Source organism: Bacillus sp. OK048, from assembly GCF_900103525.1.
Classification (GTDB): Bacteria; Bacillota; Bacilli; order Bacillales; family Cytobacillaceae; genus Neobacillus.
Map to the genome: position 1 here is coordinate 154252 of NZ_FNHN01000002.1, position 20756 is coordinate 175007.

The following is a 20756-nucleotide window of genomic DNA, read 5'->3' on the forward strand; positions in this document are numbered from 1 at the left end:
TATCTTCACCTCTCAATAACATTGAACTGTACATCCTTGTACCTTATTACCCCGTTTCTAATATCCATAATTCCTACCTTCCTATCTCCTGCATAAAATGTACCAGTCCTCTCGTTACCCGAGATGGGGTCAGTATACGTTACTTCGAAAAAGTTACTACTAACCAGAATGAATATTTGGTTAAGTTGTTGCTTAGTAAGAAACGCCCAAGTTATTTCCAATTTCTGTTTAGTGGCTATATGTTCCTTTATCAGAGTACCATTAGCGTTACGCTCCGATTTACTTATATCCATTACCCCTAAGAGTAAATCCGTAGGGGAAGGCAAATCTGTCGAGTCTATCTTCAGGATAGCCATTCTAAGTCACACCCCCTTCGTTATTTAACGGTGATAAGGTTTCCTCCAATCCTCGCATTCTCTTTAACTAGATAAGGGCGTAGAACGCGAGCAATTGTCGTTCCGTCGATTTGGAAAACTACGTCATTGTTATTATTTCCGCTACCCGAATTATTTCCGCTACCCGAGACATTCATAGCGTTCATAACGGCAGTTCCAAGAGCGCTCGCAATCTTATCTGTAAAACTAGTATTCTCAAGTGGTACAATCATTTCTGCACCTCTCTCGCCCGCGATATAATTTCCGAAATTTGTTGCTCCGTCAACAATACCTCCTCTGGCAAGCTTGTGAATTTTAGGGATGTTGATTCCAAATTTCTGACCACCAAAATTCGGCACCCATTTTGGTATATCTATACTGATTTTATTCAGTCCACCAATCACAGCATTTATCATATCAATGATCCAGTTCAGCGGAGTTTTGACCAGTGCATACAAACTTGAAAAAACGCCGCCAAAGATGTCTTTGACCCCGTTCCATGCTTTTGACCAATTTCCCGTAAAGACGCCAGTTATAAAGTCCACTATCCCGCCAAGAGCCCTAAATAATCCCGATGCAACGTCAGCAGCGACACCTACAATCGTACCGATAACTCTAAAAATATCTCCGAATACTCGAGTGAAAACTGGACCTAAATTTTGAATTAGCCAATTTACAATTGGAGAGATGAATTTATTCCAAATCTCAAGGGCTGACGCAGCCACCTTTGCGACAAAATCTGCTACTTGTGCAACAAGCCCCTTCAGGTGTTTATCCCAAAGGTCTTTGAGGAATTCTAGACCGCTTTTCATAATTGGCTTTAAAAAACTTTCCCATAAATTTAGGATAATGCTTTGGATTGACTTCATAAATCCGCCGACCCCATTCACAATATCCTTACCGTATTTATCCCAGACTCCTTTGACAATATTCCACATATCGGAAGTGACTTTTGACAAAAAATCTTTTATATCTTTCCAAATTTCCTTTACCGAATCACGGAATTTCTTATTGGTTTGCCATAGATATACTAGATTTGCAACAAATATAGCAATCAATGCAGCGATGGCAACAATTGGCCATGATATTGCGGCAAAGGCACCTCCTATAGCACTGATTGCTAGGGCGAATCCCTCAACTATGGCTGTCCAATTACTAATGATTAAAAAGGATGCGATGCCTGCCAAAACTCCTGCTAGCGCACTTATGACAATTTCTTTATTTTCTTTGATAAAGCCGACTACATCTTTTATGACCTGTCTTACTTTGTTGGCCATTTCCTTTACTTTTTTACCGATTTCCGGGGCATTCGTTGAAAAATCAATAGGTGTCATATCAGGAACGCCGCCCGCATCGATACCACCTGCTCCGCCAGCACCTGAATCCGCTCCTGCTCCAGATGTTGCAGAATTATCCGCTAGAGAGTTAATCTCGTCAAATCCCGCTAGTGATCCCTGTGCTTTTTTAATCTCTTTACCAGCCTTTTTTGCCTTTTTGCCAGTCTCATCCAACGCATCGCCTAACCCACCGACCGCTGTAGTTTGTACATTAGTCGCTTTAGCCTGTGATATAGTTGATGACTTAGATGATTTGCCAAAAAGGGCATTAAAAAACAGTCCGACTTGTTGGAGTCGCACTGCTACTGCTGTTGCAAAGCTTATCACTTTTGATAAAACGGGCATCATTACATCTCTAAATATCGAGGCTGTAACACCGACTTCGTATTTTAATCCGGCAAACTCGTTCGCCAGCCTTGCTGCCCTTCCCTGTGGAGTATTGGCCATTGCCTCGTTCATGTTTCCAAGGCTATCTCTTACAATTGCCGCTAATAGAGCAGCTCTTTGTTGTTCATTTCCAAACTTTAGTATTTTTTCTTGCGCCTCGTCAAATGTATAGCCGTAACGCGATAACGCTCCGACTTGTCCATCCATGACTTTACCCATCATCGTTGCAATCGATACAGCTTGCTCGCCAGATGCTTTTAACCCAAACTGTTGCACAACCATATCGTTCATCACGGGGATAAGCGTTTTTAATGAGTCTGATAATTCGAGATATGTTGCTAGTTCTTGGGCTCCAGCCGTCTGCACTTCAACGCCGACTACTCCAAGCGCCTCCTGGGCAGCTATAAATTTTTTTATGCTGTTTGTTACATCATCAGTAGCACCCATACGTTGCCGCATGATAACAGCGAGCTTGTTTTCTTGTGTGGATAGATAATCATAAAAGTCCAGGGAATCTTTAATAGCTTTGCCTATCCCTATAGCGGCCACCATCGTTCCAATACCTTTTAATGTGCTATTTACTTTGTTTTTAAATTGGGTGATGTTCTTCTGGGCTTGCTGCATCTCACGGCGCATGGCGCTAAAGTCTGCGCCCGACCGGATAATCAGATTACGTACCACAGCCATATTATCTCACCTCCTAGTATGTAGCCCCACCGAAGGCTGCATTTAAATGCTTAACCTTTTCTAACATTTCCTCATTGGTCATTTGTTTTCTTTGTGGTTTTTTATTTAAAATACTGTCAAGACTAGGCATTGTTTTAGCGCGCTGCCACGCCGCACCTAGATAAACAAGTGTGATTTTTTCTTCAACCTCAAACTTTATCTTTTCGTTATGATGTTCAATAAAAAGACCCAATTCATAGGGTGTCATTTCGTTGTATTCTGATAAGCTGATTCCAAGATGGATTGCGGTTTTTAAGCTTTCTTCCCAGTTCCACTTTGTTTTTTGGTTTTCTTGCTCTCCGCCGCAACCCGTTGTAAGTTTGGGTCTATTTCAATTTGCCCGAATGCCGCATTCAATGCCATTTGCATTTTCTCCATAATTTCTGACCACACTGGTGCTCTATCTAGCAAATCTTCCATGTCTTCAAGTTTAAGATCTTCATTATGTTCTTTGGCATCTGCTAACAAGCCGTAAAACATGATTTTTTCTAATTCATCCAGATCATTGCCATTGACTTCAATGCTATCAAGGTCCTTGCCGGTGGCTGCTGTCATTTTTTTTAACGCTCTATGTCCAAACCTAAGTACTCGTGGACGGTCAAGGTTGATAATGATTACATCATTTTTATCTGGCATTCTATTTTCCTCCTAAATAAAATAAAAAAGACTAGAGAATTATATCCCTAGCCTTAAGCTGTTTTTACAAGTGTGATTTCATAGATTTTTGGTGCCTTGCTAGATTCATTTGCGATAATTGTAAGTTTCTTAGAGCCAACCGCGGGAATAGAAATTGCTCCGGAAGCAGCTCCACTTGTAAGGATTTGCTGGAATACTCCGTCCACAAACAACGCAATGGTTTGGCCTGCTCCGGTCGCTGTGAGGGTGACGGATGTTGCTGTCACGCCACTGAAAGCATACAATGGCATATCCTTATTAAATGCTGGTGTCAATGCACCGCCTGTGCCTGTTAGTGTTAGAGCGGATAATCCAGTGGATGGTGTTAATCCTAATGCAGGTTTGCCAGATACCTTAATTGTTCCTTCGAAGCTAACTGCATCTTCTAGGTCAGCACCTGTTTTGATATTTGTTACAATGCCGCTAAAATCCCAAGATGCCCCAAACGGGAAAAGAATTTTGAAATTTATTAAGGCTCCACTGTTAAAAGCATTGTAAAGTGCAACCTGTCCAGTGGTATCAGCAGGATTAAAGTAACCGCTCATGCTGACCTCTCCGCCATCTTTCAGCCCCTGCATAAACGTTCTATACCCATCAACACTGTCAAGAGTAGTTGTCTCTTTTGTGTCCGCGCTTAGTTCTAAACCGCCAATTGATGTTAGATCAGCGACACTTGCCGCGCCGACTAAAATTTTTGTGCCTAATGCTGCTTGTGCTGTCATGTGATCACTCCTTAAAATTTAAAATTGCAATCTATTACACATCGATATAAATTAACTTCTTGTTCATAGAGTTCGACAGGTTTGTGGTAGGTTACATTTTGGATAAAAGGACCGTTTTCACCTATGTTTCGACCAATAAAAGATATGATTTGAGATATTACTAGTTTGGTCAGCGATTTCATGCTTCCATATGAGGCTTGCACGATATTAATCTCACAATCAACTTCTTTACTAGATAAGTAACCTAGCAAGCTTTTATCCTGTACGCCTTCCGATGACACATAGATAATGTAAGGCGCCTTAGTCCCCTCGGTAGCGTTAAGGGGAAACACCTTATTAGTCAATCCTGCTATAGTGCCTAATTCGGCCCTTAATGCCTCCTCAAAGTCCATAAAACACCTCACTTTAATTTATCTATCTCTTTACCCATCACGTCTAGGACTTTATCCTGGATCTGCTTATCGTTGTCCTCAATGGATTTTCTTAAATACCGGTAGCCAGGGACATACCTACCGTCCCGAGTTAAAAAACCGTATTCCTGCGATGCCGGGTAGTATGCCCTTTTCCCAGCTTTTGACTCTTTTACAAAAACATGATTAAGAGCTTTATCAAGCGTAACTTGGTAAACTTTTTTACCTTTTATTTTTGTACGCTCCCCGACCAATTTAATGCCCTTTTTAAGATCTCCACTATCGACAGGGGCATTTGCTCTTGCCGCCTTTAATGAAACACTAGCTCCCTGCCTTGCCGCTTTTGTGACGACTTTTTGCGGTAACTGACCGAGCTGTTTAATGGTTTTCTCCAACTCTTTCATACCAATGATTTCATTACGTGCCAATTAAATCACTTCCTTGCATAACAATTCCAGGTAGCGATTCTGCTCATTGATGTTAATTGGTGGGGCGATGATCTCAAGTGTTCGCTTGCCGTGTTTAATACGCATATTTGGCAGTATATCCTGTCGATATCGAATAATAACCTTTGAAGTTAATTCAGCATGAACTTGCTTTGCCCAAAAGTATTCACGGCCCTGCAACGGTTTAATATTAGCCCATACGGTAGCGATTACTGGACTGGCACCTTCTGTTTCACCGTAAGAGTTTTGGTTGCCAGATGGTCCGATAATTGTAATCCGCTTATCTAGTTTGCCGGGATTCATGTGCTTTCACCTTCAACTGGCGCATACTGTAGCTGGGCCAACATGGACTGGATGGAAAAACGCGCCTTTTCAGATGGGCCGATGCTAATTAATTCTCTGTTTTCAAACCAGTCCGTAGCCAGGACAAAGCAGAAGATTTTTGCGCGGTTAACAGAACTGTCAAACTTACGTCCCGTAGCACCTTCTAAATACTCTTCCGCCGCTCCGATGATGATAACAAGGATTGAGTCATCATCATCTCCATCAATCCGCATCCATGACTTCGTTTCTTCGAGTTCTATGATCATTTAATTTCCCCCTTTAAGGGAGAACGGCCAATAGGCCGCTCATATTAGGCAATCGTGAATTCACCGTAAATATAAGATGCTTTATCAGCATCAATTACGTCGAACTGCTCAATAACACGTAATAGCGTTTGATTTTTCTTGAATCCAGCATGTTCAGAAGCATCAATATACATTTGATTTCGATCTACAAACGTTACTCCATCTTGCGTGCTTCCGTAGAAAATAGGTACTTTCTTTGCAACGGTCGGTAATTCTGTGTTAGAGAAAACTTCCACCGGATATCCCATGAACATCTTTTTCGTTGCATCTGTAGGATTCGGCTGTAAGATTGGACGGCCTGTAGAATCCATTGCGCTATCAAGATAATCAAAACCGTCTTGGTTAGTAGCAATAATTACATCTACAAAAGCAGGATCCATGTCCTTGTTCAAGGATGACTTTAAAGCTTTCCAGTCAGCAAGTGCCTTTACTGTTTTCCCTGCTTTTAATTGGGCAAAAATCTTTTTGTTTTCAGTCCGGATTGCCTTACGGTTGAACCATTTTCCAAGATAAGGAACTAAACCACCGGCCTCATTTTGAAGTAAGCGATTAGATACAGGTAAGATTGAACCATAATCCTTAATTGCATAAGATACATTGTTGAACTTAGGTTCATCGGAGTCAGGAATATCTGCTCCATCGGTAAAATTAGTTAATTCCGTTGTTGTACCATCTTCATAGACAAATGATCCTGTAAGAGTAGTCGTTGGGTAAGATCCTACCAACATACGAGCTGACTTGTACTGGCGACGAAGTTCAGTGATTTGTGTGTGAATATCTTGTGGAATGATTAAGTTTTCACCATTTGCGCCACCTGTTACAAGTGCGTTTTCTATATCCGTCAGTTTTTCACCGCGAAGTGCCTTGTAGAAAGCGACTACTTCATCGGACTGTGATCGGTTAACTGGCTCCGGAACTTTATTCGCTATAGCTGCCTTTTCATCAGCTTCGATTTTCTCTTGTACAGAAATCTTAGCTTGGAGAATTTCAATTTCACTATTTACCGCTTGGATTTCCTCAAGTTTTGCTTCTTTATTCTCAAGCAGCGCTTTCGCTTTTTTATTTAACGTCTCTAATTCCTGTTTCATTTCGATACTTTTCAACATAATTTATACCACCTTCATTTGTAATTTTAATTTTGCTTTTGCTAATTCAAGCGCATTGTCGATATGATCTTCAACAGGCTTTGTAAATAGATCAACCGCATGATTAATGGATTGGCTTGCGCTATTCATCACAGATAAACGACTAAAGGATAGATCAACCGAATTTTGCACTTCTACTGGATTGTCCTGATATAAAACTCCGTCAGCAAAACCTTCTTTAACCGCGACGTTTGAGCTCATCCAAGTTTCGTCATCCATCATTTGTGAAATCTTATTTCTTGGTCTGCCTGTTTTCGAAATGTAAGCATTTATGATGGAATCCTTAACTGTGTCAAGAACATCTGCGACTTTACGTAAATCGTGCATATTTCCTTGGGCCCTAGTTAACGGATTGTGTATCATCATGACCGCTACCGGTGACATGAGAATTTCATCTCCTGCCATCGCAATAACAGATGCAGCACTCATAGCTTTTCCGTCGATTTTAACGGTTATTTTCCCATCATGCTCTTTTAAAGCATTGTAGATGCTGGCGCCAGCAAACACGCTACCTCCGTAGGAATCAATCCACACGGTGAGGTCTTTGCCTTTAAATTCACTTAATGTATTTTTAAATGCGTTCGGTGCTGTTGCAGGCTCACCAAACCATTCATAAATCCATAAGTCTCCATCGTCAACAATGTCGCCCTCAATACGTAATTCAACGCTTTCAGGAGTAGTTTCTGTCGCTTCGTTTTTAATAAATTTCCAAAATTGCATTATTCACCACCTCCTTTCCCGTATTGGGTGCCTACGTCATTGATTGGGATGTAGTTACCATTCGCATAAAGCTCGTCTCCCCCATCTTTAGCCGGCAAATCTAAGTAACCCCTAGCTTCGTTAGGGGTGTAGATCATGTTATTCACGCCTTTAGATAAGGCCTCCATCTGCGATTTAATATCAGCGCGAAGGATTACACCGATATTAAACTTCCAGAAGTACCCCTGTTCAATAAGATTTTCACTTATTGTCTTGTACGTAATCTCTTCTTCGTACTGCTTCAACGGAAATAGAAGCGTATCAACATAAAAAGCCAAGTTTTGCGCCTCTGCCGATGCGTAACTTGACTTTTCATAATCGTTTATTTGGTTAGGTTTAATGCCAAATGCGGCTGCGATCTGCAAAGCTGTGTATTTTTTCAACTCAAAAAATTGGCTATCTGTTAGTTTAATATCTAATGGAACCAGTTTCATACCGAGAGGGACGGGAATAATTTTACCGGCATTTTTCGAGCCGTTGGCAAACTCTTCAAAACCTTTTACTAGTCTAGCTTTTGCCTTTTCGTCCAGGTCACCTGTATATTCGAGCACGGCTTTTCCAGTCAGCCCGGTCTTGTATAAATTGTTCATGAATTTTTGGCTTTCAAGAGCGCCTTCTACGGTGCTTTTTAAAATGTCTCGCACTGGCTTTCCACTGATACCATCAAACGTCATAGATGTTTTAAAGTGCATCACTTCCCGGTCGCTAAACGTATACTGCTTTCCGGTACGCTTGTCGGTGTACTTGTACCATACTTTATCCTTTGTGCCTAAAATGCCAGCGTCATCTAACATTATTCGTACATCTTGGCTAGGCATTATCCACATATCTTTTAGGTGAGGTCCGACAAATCGGTTCCAAACATAGGCATTTCCAAAGTGGTTTCGGTTCATCTCTACCGTTGACCAAAAGATAGAACTCGTCATGTATGGATTCGGCCTTAATTTCAAAATGTTGTAAGCATCAGATTTATCACTTTTAATGATTCCTTTATCTGTACTTTGGTACATCTTGAGCGGGAGTTTACCCATACTTTCAGCAAGAATTTTCATGCATGCGAAATAAGTCGCCTCCGAGAGTTTATCCCCCGGCGTGTCTGTGTCGATCCCAAGCCATTCTAGTAGTTTCTTGTCGTTAATTCCTGTTGATTCATTTTTTACCTTTTTCCTGAACCACCCGAATAATTTCAAAGTCTCACCTCCTTACCATCCCATCATAGTGAGATAATCCTCTGTTGCCTGTATTAAATCAAGTTCAATTTCCTCGAACAGCATCGCCGTGGCCATTGCGTTAATAAGAGCAACAGTAACGTCAATTCTATCTTTCGACTTATTTTTCATCGGCTTAATATTTTCATTGCCGTCCGCCGCTATGACAACATTCCCCCAGCACCAACGAGCAAGAGGATTCTTTTCATGAGTCATCATACCTCTTTTCATCAGCTGTTCAATCATCTTCATGGCAGGGCTCATATGTTTCATATTTTGCGGAATTTCTACCACATCGACGCCTTTTTTCATTAGGCGCTGGGTTAACATCCGGCTGTTCCATGGATCCGTGCCGAGTGTTTGGATGTCGTATTGTTCATTGGCTCCTAGCAATCTAGCTTCGACAAAATCATAGTCCACAACATTACCAGGAGTAGCATGTAAAAACTTATCATTAACCCATTTTTGATAAGGTACCTTATCCCTGGCCACTCTTTCTTTCATGTTATCTTCCGGGATCCATGCGTCTTGGATAAACCGCCAATCCGGAATACCTTCCTGCGGTGGAAATAAGTAAACAGCAGCAGTGATATCCGTCGTACTGGATAAGTCCAAGCCTGGGTAGCACTTTTTTCCGACGAGCTCGGACAGGTTCCAATCTCCGTCTGTTTTATCCCACAGTGTAAGTGGTTGCCAACCAATCCGCTTTAAAGATATCCACTGATTCAACCGGAGCCAACGGAAAAGACGCTCTGCTGCTTCACTATTGCGAGCTGCAAGCGCCTCTTGTCTCACTGATTCTAAACTGATTGTGTGCCCAAGCGATGGATTGGCCTCGAACCAAGTTTTTTCGTCAAAGATATCAGCATCTTCTGGTGCACCATAAATCTTTACGTACCACGTTGGATCAACAAGTTCACCGTCTTTAATCTTCGTGGCTTGCTCGTGGATTTCCCAGCCGATGGAGTTGCGGTCTGGGTCGTCGCCAGCTGTCGTGATGACCCACCACAATGGTTCCTTACGAGCAGCACCAGCGCCAAACGTCATAACATCCCATAGATCACGGTTAGGTTGAGCGTGTAATTCGTCAAAGATGACAACGGTCGGGTTAATACCGTGTTTCGAATAAGCTTCGGCGGACAAAACTTTTAAGATTGTGCCGGTCTCGATGTTTAATATTTCTTTTCGGCTGTCCGTGACCTTAAGGATTTTTCCAAGTTCCTCGTCCTGGTCAATCATGGCCACAGCTGCCTTATAAACTAAACTAGCTTGAGATCTGTCTGCTGCGCAACAATAAATCTGCCCCTGTGGACCATCGCAAACCAAATGGTAAACGGACAATCCTGCAATTGTGGTTGTCTTGGCATTTTTCTTTGGGATTTCTAGGTAAGCATATCGATGTTGACGGTAGCCTTGGTCGTTGACCGTGCCGTAAACATCCCATAATACTTCATGCTGCCAGTCGAGCAGGGTAAATGGCTGGCCGTAAAAGTCATCCGTCAGCTTAAGCATCTGGATAAACTCAATCGGCTCCATCGCTCTTGCTTTATCAATCCTAGCCATTGGCACCACGTCTCGCTAAAAACGCCGCCATTGAGGACGGTTTTTCCTTTTCAGGTGGTGTTTTCGGAATAGATTTTACCCTGGCAGTTGGATTGAGGAAAAGACGATCCTCCAGTTTTAGTAGCGCGTCTCGTGTTTTGTTAATCGCTTTATACATCTCGATCAACTCCTCGGTAGACATGAATTCTTTTTCGCCACTGATGATTTCTTGCAGGCTATTTTCCTGGCTGACAAGCATGCAGTATCGATTAATGACTTGCTCATCCAGACCGTCCACATACTCAATTTTTTTGTAAAGTTTTTTCAACCGTAAAAACTCTTTATGAGCAACAGGATCAGATTTCACGACAGACGATTCTTTGAAACTTGTTCCGGTGTAAAGCGACCGTTCTGCTTTTTCCCGATGCTCTAATTCCTTTTTAGTTCGATGGCTTTTTCCCTCGAGCTTTATCAGCTGCACGGGCTTACTTCCTCGACCTGCCATGATTTCATCACCTCCTATCTAAAAAATTTCCATTTTGGGAAAAAACTTCGCGTTGATGGGCAAAGGGGGTGTTACGACTTTTGGGGGAAACTTTTTACCCTCCCCCTACCCCTTGCATAATTTTTAAATTGTGTAAAAAACCTAAACAATTCTGACGATATACATCTATCTGTACTTAATCTTGTCCTCGGACGTCTTGACAGCATGACATGCGTTGCATAGCGATTGTAGGTTGCCTATCGATAGCCTCAAGTCCCATTCAATCTTAATCGGAATGATATGGTCCACCATGTCGGCTAGTGTTATCTCTTTAGACTCTAAGCAATGCAGACACAGCCCAAGGTCACGCAATAAAGCTTGCTCTCTCACCAGCTCCCATGGCTTTGAGTTATAGAAAGCAGCAGCATCTTTGTCACGCTTGTACTTGTCATAGTATTTGTAGCGATCCTTATTCTGCTGCGCTATTAGATGGGCGTGCTCATTGCAATACCTGTCACGTGTTAGGTTACGGCAGCCCGCTTTGTTGCATGGGCGTAATGGTTTAACTGGCATATGTTAATAACCCATTCTAAGTGGCCTGCCTCTAAGGTCAGCTATAACTTCCGTCACAATCTTTCTTCCATCTACATTTATTGTGATATCCCTTTGACTCTTGTTCATTTGTTCCTCTAACTCTTTCAAAGCAGCTGTAGCTTTCTTAGCTGCTCTTGTCACTGCCTTTAAGCCCTTCAATGCTTCTGAACAATCGACATCAATCTTTACTTTTAATTCTCCTGCGTTTGACTCGCGCTTTTCAGCCATGTCACAACAACTCCTTATAATTTATTTAACAAGTACTCCTTGCTCTTGCCATATATGGCTTTCTAATTAGTACCTGGCTTTTCAATACTATTTTCTTAGGAGTATTCCAATCTGGTTTGTCATCCAGTATTAAGTAATATTCATTAATTTCTTCAACACATTTGACCAAAGCTCCCCAGGATTCTCGGCAAGAATCAACAAAAACAAATAATGCCTTCTTAAATTCATCAATTGCTATTCCGGTTATTGTTGCAAGCTCATAAAGTTGGGCTTCTTGTTCATCAGTTAGAATCATTTTCTCCTCACAGCTCCATTCCGTCTTTCATACCTGTCACGTCTAGTCCCCATTAACTCTTCAATATCTTTTGTGCTAAGTTTTTCTTTGTTCGGTGATTTAAGTTTCTCTAGCTGCTGTTTCTGTTCTTTAGTTAAGTGATCCTCAATTCTCATTTCAACACCTTCCTTATTCAAAATAAAAAGCACCCTCGAAAGGATGCTCTCATAAATAATATTAAATTAATCCATTTTCTTTTAACTCAATTTCACCATCTCTAGTAATATCAGCATTACTCCACCAAATCATAGAAACACTATTATTGTACTTAGGATGTCTTTGACCACCAGTCCGAATTACTTCACCATCAAACTCAAGTAATCCATCACGCTCTAAGTTAGATAAATAAAATGCTGCTTCGTGCCTTCCGTATTCAAAATCAGTTTCCTTAAATTCTATTTTTTTACTAAACATTTTTTTATCATAATATGCTTTTAGAATATGTAACATTTTTTCCTTGTTATCCATCTCAACACCTCCCCTCGCTCAATATTATAGCGAAAGGAAAAAAATGGACAAATACAATCGTTCGTCAATAAACGACAAAACAAAATTAAAAGAGCAGCCACCAGGATAACCCTCATGAAACTGCTCTTTCCTTTATTTCCGATAATATAAATTTATCATGTTAAATTCATAACAACACGACTTATTTCCGGAATATTTTTGGAATATTTTCGATTTATTTCCGTACTATCTTCGACAGACGACGTTAATCTTCATGGTATTCGTAGGATTCTTGCACCATTTCAAAATCTTCTTTGGGTAGAACATCCTTGGCAACTTGACACCAATAACCTAAGTCTTGGACTGCCTCAACAAGTTCATTTATTGCTTTCTCTTGAGTGATGATTTTTCCATCCAACAGCCATTTACCATGTTCATTTCTTTCAAGTGTATGAGCGTTCTTTTTGTGTAAACAAACTTTTAATTGCTTCATCATAATCCCTCCATAGCTAAGCTTTTACCAATACTTCTCTTGGCTTGTTACCAAAATAAGGTCCGACAATTCCTTCTTCTTCAAGACGATCAATAATTCTAGCAGCTGAAGTATATCCAATTCGTAAACGCCTTTGAACGAAAGCTGCAGATGCTATTTGCAAACGAATTACCTCTTCCTTGGCCAATTGATAATTTTCTTCTTCTGTTCTTTGATTTATCATTAGTTTTTCTCCTCTTTTCTTACGTCGTCTTTTCTTTCATTTTGTAACAGCAATATTCAAGTTCAAAGCTAATTTATAAAAGGCCTTCCAGCGAATCTTAGAATAAGTTTTTTCAGAAATCGGAGGTTGGAATTTATGATAATAGACATTAAAATCTGTTAAGTATTCAGCATCCTCACTCATATATCTTTCTTCGATAAGAAACCTTTCCATCTTAGGTAATCGTTTTACAGCCCACTCAATCCGTTCACAGAATTGCTTTCTTTTCTGCTGTTCATCCACATTATGAATGGCAATGGAACCTGTTTGGTCGCTTGTTACATTTGTAGCACCATGATATCTAGGTGTACTGCTGGCTGTAACAGAAGCTTCTCTTTCCTCAAACTCTAAGTATTTAAAGAGGCGATAATTTGCTAAGTTTCCTTCGACTTTTTCTTGAGTCGCTTTTCTGTCCAATTCAGGAAGTTCAAAATCCAATATTCGACACCCCTTTAGGGACCCTGGGAAACCCCAGGGCTTTATCTATTAATTTAGTATTTCGCTGTCCACATCATCTAGTGATACCTGGTCAGTATCGACAGAAACTGTACCATCGCTCTCTACCTTGTACTCAATGCCTTCATGATCCTCGATGCTCATTTGTCCTTCTGGCGCATCTACAGGACGACTCTCCATTACTTCCTTAGGAGTTTGATAAGCATAAGTTAAATCGATTAAGAAATATTGACCGTACTTATTGTATTTCTCTGTGATTTTATGCATTTGAAGATTTTCATTTTCTTTAGCAGCCAATATAATTTCTTCTGCTTGCTCACGTGTATCCGCGTAATGTTGTTCCTTTTGATTAAGTTGTACTTTTGCCATGGTATTCGCTCCTTTATTAATAGATTGATATTTATATGTGGTTTTAAGGTTCTTTTCAGCTGATTTCAGACGTTATATAGTAATCTTGGAAGAAATATATTCTTCTATTTTATTAATGTCTAAAACTAACTCTGATAAAGTCACAGCTGTTGATTGTTTAATCTTCATTTTGGTGAATGCTTTTAGGGCTTGCTGAACGGTACCGTAAAAGCCATGGATTTTAAATATATCCTTCCCGTCCTTATCCTGCTTGCCAGTATATTCTTTAAGGATAAACTGCCTTTCATCAGATTCGAGATATAAATCACCTTCAATTTGTACCTTCACAGCGATTCACACTCCTCTCTCTTGAAAAACCATCTGGGTACCGTTTCATTAACTTTTCGATATTCCCAGTGGCAACCTCTTCAAGTGTCAATCCTGCTAATCTAGCAATTTGACTTAGATACCAAAGGACATCACCTAACTCTTTTTTGATAGCATCCTTAGGAATAGCATGTCCATGAAAAACAGCTTTTTTAATCAAATCTGCAACTTCTCCAGCTTCACCAGTAATACCTAAACCATAATTGGCTAATTCAAAATCATGTGAGTTTGCAGTTCTCGCGGAAATTTCTTGATATTCATTTAATTTCATTTGGTTCTCCTTCCAGCATATTTCCTCGCACAATTTCTTGTATATCTAATTTCTTCACGCTTTTGTAATTCAGCAGCTGCAAGATGTTTTAAATTAATTGGACAATCTTCAAAGTGTGTAATCGTTAATAATTGTTGGTTAGTTGCTTTCGAAAAATCTAGAACCATCCGTTTTCACTGCTTTCCACTTCAATCTCCAAACATCGAACTATTGCAAGTTGAAGCTTTAGTTCTCGATAACTCAATTCATAAATGCTTGTACCATCCTTAGTTTCTTTGATGCCTTTAGCTAGTAATCTCTCGATGATGTGATTTCTTTTGAGGTTCGGAATGGTGGCTACATTATATAAAAGCCCCACACAATCACACCTTTTTTATTTATTTCTCTTATCTAAGTACTGCTGCTTTAATTGTTCGATTTGTTCAAGCGTAGGCTTTGGATTTATCTGCTGCATGAATTCCGCTAATTGCTTTTTATATTGGAGGCTATCTTTATCTACAATGTGCTTAGCCATGATTTCCCTCCTTTTATTCCTCTTCCTCATCCAACTTTATAACGGTTATATATGTCTCGCGATTTCGTTTCGGATTAGCCACCTTTTTCTGATAAGAGGGAGATGAAAATAAATAAATTATGTTTTTCTTCACCCCTAAGAATTCTGCACATTCATCTGCACTTCCGATAAACTGGAATTCCTCTCCACGATACACGGCAAAATCAGATTGTTTTCTGGCCACAATCTCACCTCACTAAATACATATTTTCTTCGTTTATTGACCATCATTTATTCCACCTTTTAAAAAGCTCCAGTTCTTAGATAATGTTTTGCCTGGTAATAAAAATGGTGATATATCCAATTTCCGGTGTATTTTTGATCTAGGTATACAATTTCAAAATTGTATTTCGCTTTAAATGTATTGAGTCTACCGAGCAATGCTAATGGATTATATTTGGAACGGTATTTACCTTTGAGCATTTTTTCATATCCGTGTAGGTCTTCCACAATTAATGTGAATGGAATGTCCTTGGAACGGATCAATTCATTTTCAAATGCTGTGGCCGTATCCTTTTGCAAATTTCCTGTAATTTCGTCGATGTGCGCTTTCCGTTCAACTCGACTATTTAAAAAGATATCGCGTGCTATCCCCAACTCTTCATTTTTTGGAATCATGCAGCCATAATCACCGGTATCTAATTTTTGTATTTTTATAGGGATTTCCTTTTGGCGCAAATAATCAAGGATATGACCGTTTACATTTTCACGAGTATCAATAACGATAGTGAGTGTCTTGAGGATTTTATTTAATTCAGTATCTGTGTAGCTGTAATGAATCATTCAGCTACCTCTAGAAGCTCGGGATTTTGGAAAATCGAACCGAGGATTTCAATATCCGATAATTCCCCAAAAGCATTACAAGGTTTATGCTTTGCATAACCATTTCCGCTTAGTGGACTAAATCCTCCCATAAACCATCCGCTTGAAGTTATTGGATATTCCTTATCCCATTTATCCGGCGGTGTTATTTGTTTACAATCCATATTCATGTAGCCAAATTCACCTTGGTAAAATCTAACTTCTACTTTGAAAACTCCGTATTGGTTGGTATTAACCTTGACAATATCCCCTTCATAAATCTCTTTACCGTTCTTGTCTTTTAAGCCTGTGTATTGCATTAAGTCAATTTCATTAAAAAACCGCCATGCAGATTCTGTGTTTATCATTTTCTTTTCAAAATCTATGTTGTGTACAGGAATTATTTCTTTAAGATTCTTTTCCCAGGCACGAAACTTAATTTCCCTCATGCTCCCACTCCTTTCTTCGCATATGCAACAGCACGGATATATAACTCTCTTACCATCCGATCTGATTCTTCATTTTCGTAATTCCTAAAGTCATCATAAATATCAACCCAACCATTTTTCGCTAAGAAAATAGTCCAATCGGTAAATAACATTAATGAATCCGTATCATCGCATAGCCATTCGCTAAGTTTTTCATTTTTCTCCCACCCACAATAGGTATGAAGTGCTTTACGAATAGTTATTTTTTCATTACTGGCATTCTTCCAGGACTGGAACCAATCAGCGATTTTTTTAAAATTATATTCAGCTGATTGCATAACTTCACCAGGTATTAATTTCTGATTATCAATCGCTATCCGATCATCAGCTTTATCAAGATAAATATTTGCACCTGATTTCCAAATTTGGCTAAGGATCATTAACACTTGCATGGAATCACCACCTAAGTTACTAAAAAACAACTATTTTTATAGAAAAGTTACTTTTTAAATCACCTTTGAACCTTACTGCCCCAAGGGCTTGTACCATTTAGTTACTAAAGGTTATCTATTTTGGCATTAAACGCTACTAATAGACTTATATATATATATATATATTTTTATTTATATATTTTTTAAGTAACAAAGTAACTAAATAACTATAAAAAATAACTAAAACCATTGATACCATTGGTTTTCAAGTAATTTTAAAAAAGTTACTTTTTGAAGAATCTTGCTGATTTTCGTCTAAATCTGGTAACTTTTCTTGAATAAAGCTAACTTTTCGCTCCTGTAAAGTAACTCCATAGATGAAAAACTTATTTCCGCTTCCACGTTCCTTTTTAAAACCCTTCGTTTCAAGTGCTCGATAAAAAGCTCGATTTTTTAAAGCAAACTCTCCATTTTGGAAACACCAATTGGAATAAACTTCATAAAGGTCTTTTGCAGGGATCTTTTGGTCGACTCCGACATAACAACGTTCATATAAGAAAGGTCCTAAGATATCCATATCTTCTTTGTATTCATTTGTTGCTTTCATAACTGTTCTGGGATCATTCAATCCTGTCTGCTGCCACTTCAAGCAACCTTCAATCGCCCAATTTAATATGCCAGGCATTTCGAGTGAGAGTTTCTCTGGTAATTTTTTGTCACGTTTTTCTTTTGGTAACTGTAGATTAAATGGAACTAATCGAACACGTCTCCAAATACCCTCATCAACACCCTTTATTACCGGTTTATGGTTTGTAGTAAAGAACACTTTGAATTCCGGAATGAATTCGAAATACTCTTGTCGAAGGAAACGAGCAAGTACTGGCTCTCCACCTGTAATTTGCTTTACGAACGATTCCGATAGTTGTTCACCATCTTCACTTTCAATTGCAGACACAAAGCGCGCCCCTACTAATCTGGCAATATCGTTATTGGCACCTGTTTCTTTCTTTTTGATGAAAGTATCTGATTTTGCTTGTTTACCATATTCGCCCATGAGGTCCTTAATCGTATTGATGAAAGTTGATTTACCATTGGATCCACCACCGATTAGAAAAACCATTATTTGCTCGGTAATTTCTCCAGTTAATGAGTATCCGATAAGCCGCTGCATGTATTCGATAAGTTCTTTATCCCCTTGAAATATTTGCTCCAAGAAACTTAACCATTCCGGACATTTTGCGTTTTCATCGAATGCAACGTTTGTGATTTTCGTTAATCCTAGTTCACGATCATGCAGCTGCAACTTTCCTGTTTTTAAATTAACGATTCCATTTTCCAGGTTAAGCAAATACTTATGTCTATCAAAACTCTCACGCTCTCCTGGAACCAATGGCATAAGATCCTTAATGCTATTCATTCGGATATTTCTTCTTTCGCACATTCGCGCCCACTTTGTTTCAGCTTCATCATCCGATTTATACAATCCTCGCAAAACTTTATTAGTGATTCGTTCGATTTCTTTTTTTGTGTCAAACTTCCATCGCTTGCCGTCCCATATCAACCAACCCATATCGCTGACATATTGGATTACATGGCCATATTCATATGCGATCCGTTCAGCATTTCCTAGTTCGGTCAAACGGAATTTCTTTTTCGGCTTTTCTTTTTCGACATCTTCTTCAACATTGTGGAAGTCAAAGGAAAATTCTGCGAATTGCTCTTTGTTGTCTAAAATTGTTGTAGCAGTAGAAGAAATAGCAGTTGCTATTGTTCTTTCACCGTATGTTTCATTGGTATCCCTGAAATGAATAACATCCCATTTATCACGCATAAGACCTGATTCCCGAAACATTGTATCCATCCGGGTTGCTGATTTTCCTGTCCAGAATGCTAGATGATTGCACAAGGATAAGTCGCTTGCTGAATGGTCCCCATTGATTAAATGGCCATTGAATAACGAGCGTATTTCATCGCCATTCTTAGAACGAAATATTCTTTCCCAAAGCGTGTCATTAGAAATTTTGATTTCATCTTTTTCAAATTCCGCGAGGTTTATTCGCCCCTGGATATCGCTATCATCAAAATATTGCTCAAATACTTCAGCTATTTCATCCGTGCGATCATAAATTTCATTAGAATTTTCTTTATTCCCCGTGAAGGTAAAGTAACGACCATGTGCGTATATTTCCAAGCCGTGCTTTGTATTTTTACGCCCGGTACCTATAACCCCTTGAGGGAGATTACCCTTTATGATGATGTGAATACCTTTGCCAGATGGAGAAAATTCAGTATAGCTATCTAAAGTGTCGATAATTTCAGTAGCAAAGGCATTGGTTTTTCCATCTGATACACACTTGTCTATATCGATGCCGATATAATTATCCTGACGGCTAAACACAAATCCAATACCGTCATAGCCACCATCCATATAGAATTTTACTGCTGTTGCAAAGGTGCTCCATGTTCGACGGTTATTAGCTTGTGCCATCTCTCCGTTTGCTTGGTAAGGTACTTTGGTTGGCTTGTTATTTCGTTTCTCTGATTTCCACAATATCCATTGGGGAAGGGCTTTTAACTCGGCAGGGATATCGTTAAAACTGTATGGATTTTCTTTCATTGCGCCCTCCGATTACGTTTTTAGGTATAAAAAAGAGAAGCTGGGCAAAACCAACCTCTCTATTTAGTTATTTTTAGAATGGTAAATCATCATCACCGATTGTAATCGCACCAGCTGACATCATTGGGCTTACATCGGACACATCATAATATTTCGCTTTTGCTGCAGTACGTTTTTGTTTTACACCATCAACCAATTTGTCATATTCGTCATGCTTAACAGTGATTTTTAAATTTTTGTTAATAAGCTGCTTCGCCATATCTTCTGGTGAATTAAAGGCATGATTGTTAGCGAATCCGCATGCTTTTAATAGGGAATTGACGATTCTTACTGAAACTTCATGCTCAAAAGTAAAGTTATTATAAAGCACTTTTGCACCCTGATGATTTTGTGGAACATCACTACGAATCTCAAAGTCTACTGATAATTTAGGTTTACCTGCTTGAGTTTTTCCAGCTTCAGCATTAACGATAACTGCTTCATATTTTCCTTCAGCTACTAATTCAAATCCTGTACTTGCATTTTCTTCATCAAATTTAAAGAATGACATTACTTATTACCCCCTGTGTTTTGATTTATGGATGACACTATTAATTCTTCTTGAACGCAACCTTTACGCTGATCTAAATGATTCTTAGCGAAAATACTTTGATTACCTTCAAGGATAAATCCTCTTGTTCCATCTGCTTTTCTTACTAACCTTGCTACAACATGAACAACTCCCATGATGTGATTTACAATTTTATCTCGAATATCTGGAATAAATTGATTGTATTGTTGACCATCATCGTGAATGATTGTTCGAGTTGTTTCCCAAGCTGTAAAAATGATATTTGCATCTAATGCATTAAACGTTTCTACTAATCCCAAAAGATGGTTATCTAGCAAAGCATAATCTTTTAATTCTGGCATCCCACTTTTAGTATTTTCTCCTTTCTTAAGCAGCCAGAGCTTTTGATAATGAGTTAAATTATCGATGAAAACATTGTCATATTTCCCGATGTTTGCCTTTGCAATAGCATAGAATTGCAATATACTATCATGCGGATTCTTACCGTCAATTTTTGCAACATCGACATTTGAATATCCTTCTAACACTTGGCTTGTACCATCAATATCTAAAGCCAATGTCTTTCCCGGAATTTTACCTGCTACTGTCGTTTTTCCATCACCAGGTTTAGAATAAATGATAATTTTTGCATTTTTACTTTTAGTAATTTGAGAACCATTTGTTAATTCCAATGTTGTCACTCCTTTTTTTA

At 39.2% G+C, this 20756-nt stretch carries 35 protein-coding genes; all 35 read right to left on the minus strand.

Going from position 1 to position 20756, the window contains the following annotated elements; translation table 11 throughout:
* Positions 1 to 5: 5 nt before the first annotated feature.
* Positions 6 to 356 carry a DUF6711 family protein gene (locus BLR86_RS04045; protein WP_254782228.1) on the minus strand — a complete coding sequence of 117 codons (351 nt, stop codon included), beginning with the start codon at positions 354 to 356 and terminating at the stop codon, positions 6 to 8.
* A gap of 20 nt (positions 357 to 376) precedes the next feature.
* On the minus strand, positions 377 to 2785 hold the full coding sequence (locus tag BLR86_RS04050; protein WP_090758556.1) for a phage tail protein: 2409 nt from the start codon (positions 2783 to 2785) through the stop codon (positions 377 to 379).
* 13 nt (positions 2786 to 2798) lie between these two features.
* Positions 2799 to 3032 (minus strand): hypothetical protein, encoded by a 234-nt coding sequence (locus tag BLR86_RS04055; RefSeq protein ID WP_090758557.1) that lies wholly within the window; start codon positions 3030 to 3032, stop codon positions 2799 to 2801.
* A 44-nt stretch (positions 3033 to 3076) separates the two neighbouring features.
* Positions 3077 to 3460: a hypothetical protein gene (locus tag BLR86_RS04060; RefSeq protein WP_175492783.1), complete on the minus strand. Its 384-nt coding sequence runs from the start codon at positions 3458 to 3460 to the stop codon at positions 3077 to 3079.
* A 53-nt stretch (positions 3461 to 3513) separates the two neighbouring features.
* Positions 3514 to 4221, minus strand: coding sequence for a phage tail tube protein (locus tag BLR86_RS04065; RefSeq protein ID WP_090758559.1), 708 nt, complete (start codon positions 4219 to 4221; stop codon positions 3514 to 3516).
* 11 nt (positions 4222 to 4232) lie between these two features.
* Entirely contained in the window at positions 4233 to 4613 is a 381-nt protein-coding gene (locus BLR86_RS04070; protein ID WP_090758561.1) for a DUF3168 domain-containing protein, read from the minus strand.
* A gap of 8 nt (positions 4614 to 4621) precedes the next feature.
* The gene (locus tag BLR86_RS04075) at positions 4622 to 5059 is read right to left on the minus strand and encodes an HK97 gp10 family phage protein (RefSeq protein ID WP_254782229.1); all 438 of its coding nucleotides are present in this window, start codon (positions 5057 to 5059) and stop codon (positions 4622 to 4624) included.
* Positions 5060 to 5380: a phage head closure protein gene (locus BLR86_RS04080; RefSeq protein ID WP_090758563.1), complete on the minus strand. Its 321-nt coding sequence runs from the start codon at positions 5378 to 5380 to the stop codon at positions 5060 to 5062.
* Complete coding sequence (locus BLR86_RS04085) at positions 5377 to 5667, minus strand: head-tail connector protein (RefSeq protein ID WP_090758565.1); 291 nt, start codon at positions 5665 to 5667, stop codon at positions 5377 to 5379. The genes BLR86_RS04080 and BLR86_RS04085 overlap by 4 nt, the downstream gene beginning before the upstream one ends.
* A gap of 44 nt (positions 5668 to 5711) precedes the next feature.
* Positions 5712 to 6812, minus strand: coding sequence for a phage major capsid protein (locus BLR86_RS04090; RefSeq protein ID WP_090758567.1), 1101 nt, complete (start codon positions 6810 to 6812; stop codon positions 5712 to 5714).
* A 3-nt stretch (positions 6813 to 6815) separates the two neighbouring features.
* Positions 6816 to 7571 (minus strand): head maturation protease, ClpP-related, encoded by a 756-nt coding sequence (locus BLR86_RS04095; RefSeq protein ID WP_090758569.1) that lies wholly within the window; start codon positions 7569 to 7571, stop codon positions 6816 to 6818.
* A complete protein-coding gene (locus tag BLR86_RS04100) occupies positions 7571 to 8800 on the minus strand; it encodes a phage portal protein (RefSeq protein WP_090758571.1) in 1230 nt (409 codons plus the stop codon). The genes BLR86_RS04095 and BLR86_RS04100 overlap by 1 nt, the downstream gene beginning before the upstream one ends.
* 12 nt (positions 8801 to 8812) lie before the next feature.
* Positions 8813 to 10381 carry a terminase large subunit gene (locus BLR86_RS04105; RefSeq protein WP_090758573.1) on the minus strand — a complete coding sequence of 523 codons (1569 nt, stop codon included), beginning with the start codon at positions 10379 to 10381 and terminating at the stop codon, positions 8813 to 8815.
* A complete protein-coding gene (locus tag BLR86_RS04110) occupies positions 10374 to 10865 on the minus strand; it encodes a P27 family phage terminase small subunit (protein WP_090758575.1) in 492 nt (163 codons plus the stop codon). The genes BLR86_RS04105 and BLR86_RS04110 overlap by 8 nt, the downstream gene beginning before the upstream one ends.
* A gap of 165 nt (positions 10866 to 11030) precedes the next feature.
* The gene (locus BLR86_RS04115; RefSeq protein WP_090758577.1) at positions 11031 to 11417 is read right to left on the minus strand and encodes an HNH endonuclease; all 387 of its coding nucleotides are present in this window, start codon (positions 11415 to 11417) and stop codon (positions 11031 to 11033) included.
* 3 nt (positions 11418 to 11420) lie between these two features.
* The gene (locus BLR86_RS04120; protein WP_090758579.1) at positions 11421 to 11666 is read right to left on the minus strand and encodes a hypothetical protein; all 246 of its coding nucleotides are present in this window, start codon (positions 11664 to 11666) and stop codon (positions 11421 to 11423) included.
* 25 nt (positions 11667 to 11691) lie between these two features.
* Entirely contained in the window at positions 11692 to 11961 is a 270-nt protein-coding gene (locus BLR86_RS04125) for a hypothetical protein (protein ID WP_090758581.1), read from the minus strand.
* Positions 11958 to 12137 carry a hypothetical protein gene (locus BLR86_RS04130; RefSeq protein ID WP_090758582.1) on the minus strand — a complete coding sequence of 60 codons (180 nt, stop codon included), beginning with the start codon at positions 12135 to 12137 and terminating at the stop codon, positions 11958 to 11960. Before BLR86_RS04130 ends, BLR86_RS04125 begins: the two co-directional genes overlap by 4 nt.
* Positions 12138 to 12177: 40 nt before the next feature.
* On the minus strand, positions 12178 to 12468 hold the full coding sequence (locus BLR86_RS04135; RefSeq protein WP_090758584.1) for a hypothetical protein: 291 nt from the start codon (positions 12466 to 12468) through the stop codon (positions 12178 to 12180).
* Positions 12469 to 12712: 244 nt separating this feature from the next.
* Complete coding sequence (locus BLR86_RS04140; protein WP_254782230.1) at positions 12713 to 12943, minus strand: hypothetical protein; 231 nt, start codon at positions 12941 to 12943, stop codon at positions 12713 to 12715.
* 13 nt (positions 12944 to 12956) lie between these two features.
* Entirely contained in the window at positions 12957 to 13163 is a 207-nt protein-coding gene (locus BLR86_RS04145) for a DNA translocase FtsK (protein ID WP_090758588.1), read from the minus strand.
* 36 nt (positions 13164 to 13199) lie between these two features.
* Positions 13200 to 13640 carry an ArpU family phage packaging/lysis transcriptional regulator gene (locus tag BLR86_RS04150; RefSeq protein ID WP_090758590.1) on the minus strand — a complete coding sequence of 147 codons (441 nt, stop codon included), beginning with the start codon at positions 13638 to 13640 and terminating at the stop codon, positions 13200 to 13202.
* Between the two features lie 48 nt (positions 13641 to 13688).
* Positions 13689 to 14027: an organic solvent tolerance protein OstA gene (locus BLR86_RS04155; protein ID WP_090758592.1), complete on the minus strand. Its 339-nt coding sequence runs from the start codon at positions 14025 to 14027 to the stop codon at positions 13689 to 13691.
* A gap of 72 nt (positions 14028 to 14099) precedes the next feature.
* The gene (locus BLR86_RS04160; protein ID WP_090758594.1) at positions 14100 to 14354 is read right to left on the minus strand and encodes a hypothetical protein; all 255 of its coding nucleotides are present in this window, start codon (positions 14352 to 14354) and stop codon (positions 14100 to 14102) included.
* Positions 14338 to 14664, minus strand: a complete 327-nt coding sequence (locus BLR86_RS04165; protein ID WP_090758596.1) for a nucleoside triphosphate pyrophosphohydrolase family protein — start codon at positions 14662 to 14664, stop codon at positions 14338 to 14340. Before BLR86_RS04165 ends, BLR86_RS04160 begins: the two co-directional genes overlap by 17 nt.
* Positions 14661 to 14831 carry a hypothetical protein gene (locus BLR86_RS25905; RefSeq protein WP_175492784.1) on the minus strand — a complete coding sequence of 57 codons (171 nt, stop codon included), beginning with the start codon at positions 14829 to 14831 and terminating at the stop codon, positions 14661 to 14663. The genes BLR86_RS04165 and BLR86_RS25905 overlap by 4 nt, the downstream gene beginning before the upstream one ends.
* Positions 14822 to 15022, minus strand: a complete 201-nt coding sequence (locus tag BLR86_RS04170) for a hypothetical protein (protein WP_090758598.1) — start codon at positions 15020 to 15022, stop codon at positions 14822 to 14824. Before BLR86_RS04170 ends, BLR86_RS25905 begins: the two co-directional genes overlap by 10 nt.
* A gap of 15 nt (positions 15023 to 15037) precedes the next feature.
* Positions 15038 to 15178: a hypothetical protein gene (locus BLR86_RS25910; protein WP_175492785.1), complete on the minus strand. Its 141-nt coding sequence runs from the start codon at positions 15176 to 15178 to the stop codon at positions 15038 to 15040.
* 13 nt (positions 15179 to 15191) lie between these two features.
* Positions 15192 to 15401 (minus strand): hypothetical protein, encoded by a 210-nt coding sequence (locus BLR86_RS04175; RefSeq protein WP_090758600.1) that lies wholly within the window; start codon positions 15399 to 15401, stop codon positions 15192 to 15194.
* A gap of 59 nt (positions 15402 to 15460) precedes the next feature.
* Complete coding sequence (locus BLR86_RS04180) at positions 15461 to 16000, minus strand: ERCC4 domain-containing protein (RefSeq protein ID WP_090758602.1); 540 nt, start codon at positions 15998 to 16000, stop codon at positions 15461 to 15463.
* Entirely contained in the window at positions 15997 to 16467 is a 471-nt protein-coding gene (locus BLR86_RS04185) for a YopX family protein (RefSeq protein ID WP_090758604.1), read from the minus strand. The genes BLR86_RS04180 and BLR86_RS04185 overlap by 4 nt, the downstream gene beginning before the upstream one ends.
* Positions 16464 to 16898: a hypothetical protein gene (locus BLR86_RS04190; RefSeq protein WP_090758606.1), complete on the minus strand. Its 435-nt coding sequence runs from the start codon at positions 16896 to 16898 to the stop codon at positions 16464 to 16466. Before BLR86_RS04190 ends, BLR86_RS04185 begins: the two co-directional genes overlap by 4 nt.
* 244 nt (positions 16899 to 17142) lie before the next feature.
* Positions 17143 to 19494 (minus strand): phage/plasmid primase, P4 family, encoded by a 2352-nt coding sequence (locus BLR86_RS04195; RefSeq protein WP_090758608.1) that lies wholly within the window; start codon positions 19492 to 19494, stop codon positions 17143 to 17145.
* 73 nt (positions 19495 to 19567) lie between these two features.
* Positions 19568 to 20044 carry a DUF669 domain-containing protein gene (locus BLR86_RS04200; RefSeq protein ID WP_090758609.1) on the minus strand — a complete coding sequence of 159 codons (477 nt, stop codon included), beginning with the start codon at positions 20042 to 20044 and terminating at the stop codon, positions 19568 to 19570.
* Positions 20044 to 20736, minus strand: coding sequence for an AAA family ATPase (locus BLR86_RS04205; RefSeq protein ID WP_090759423.1), 693 nt, complete (start codon positions 20734 to 20736; stop codon positions 20044 to 20046). The genes BLR86_RS04200 and BLR86_RS04205 overlap by 1 nt, the downstream gene beginning before the upstream one ends.
* Positions 20737 to 20756 lie beyond the last annotated feature (20 nt).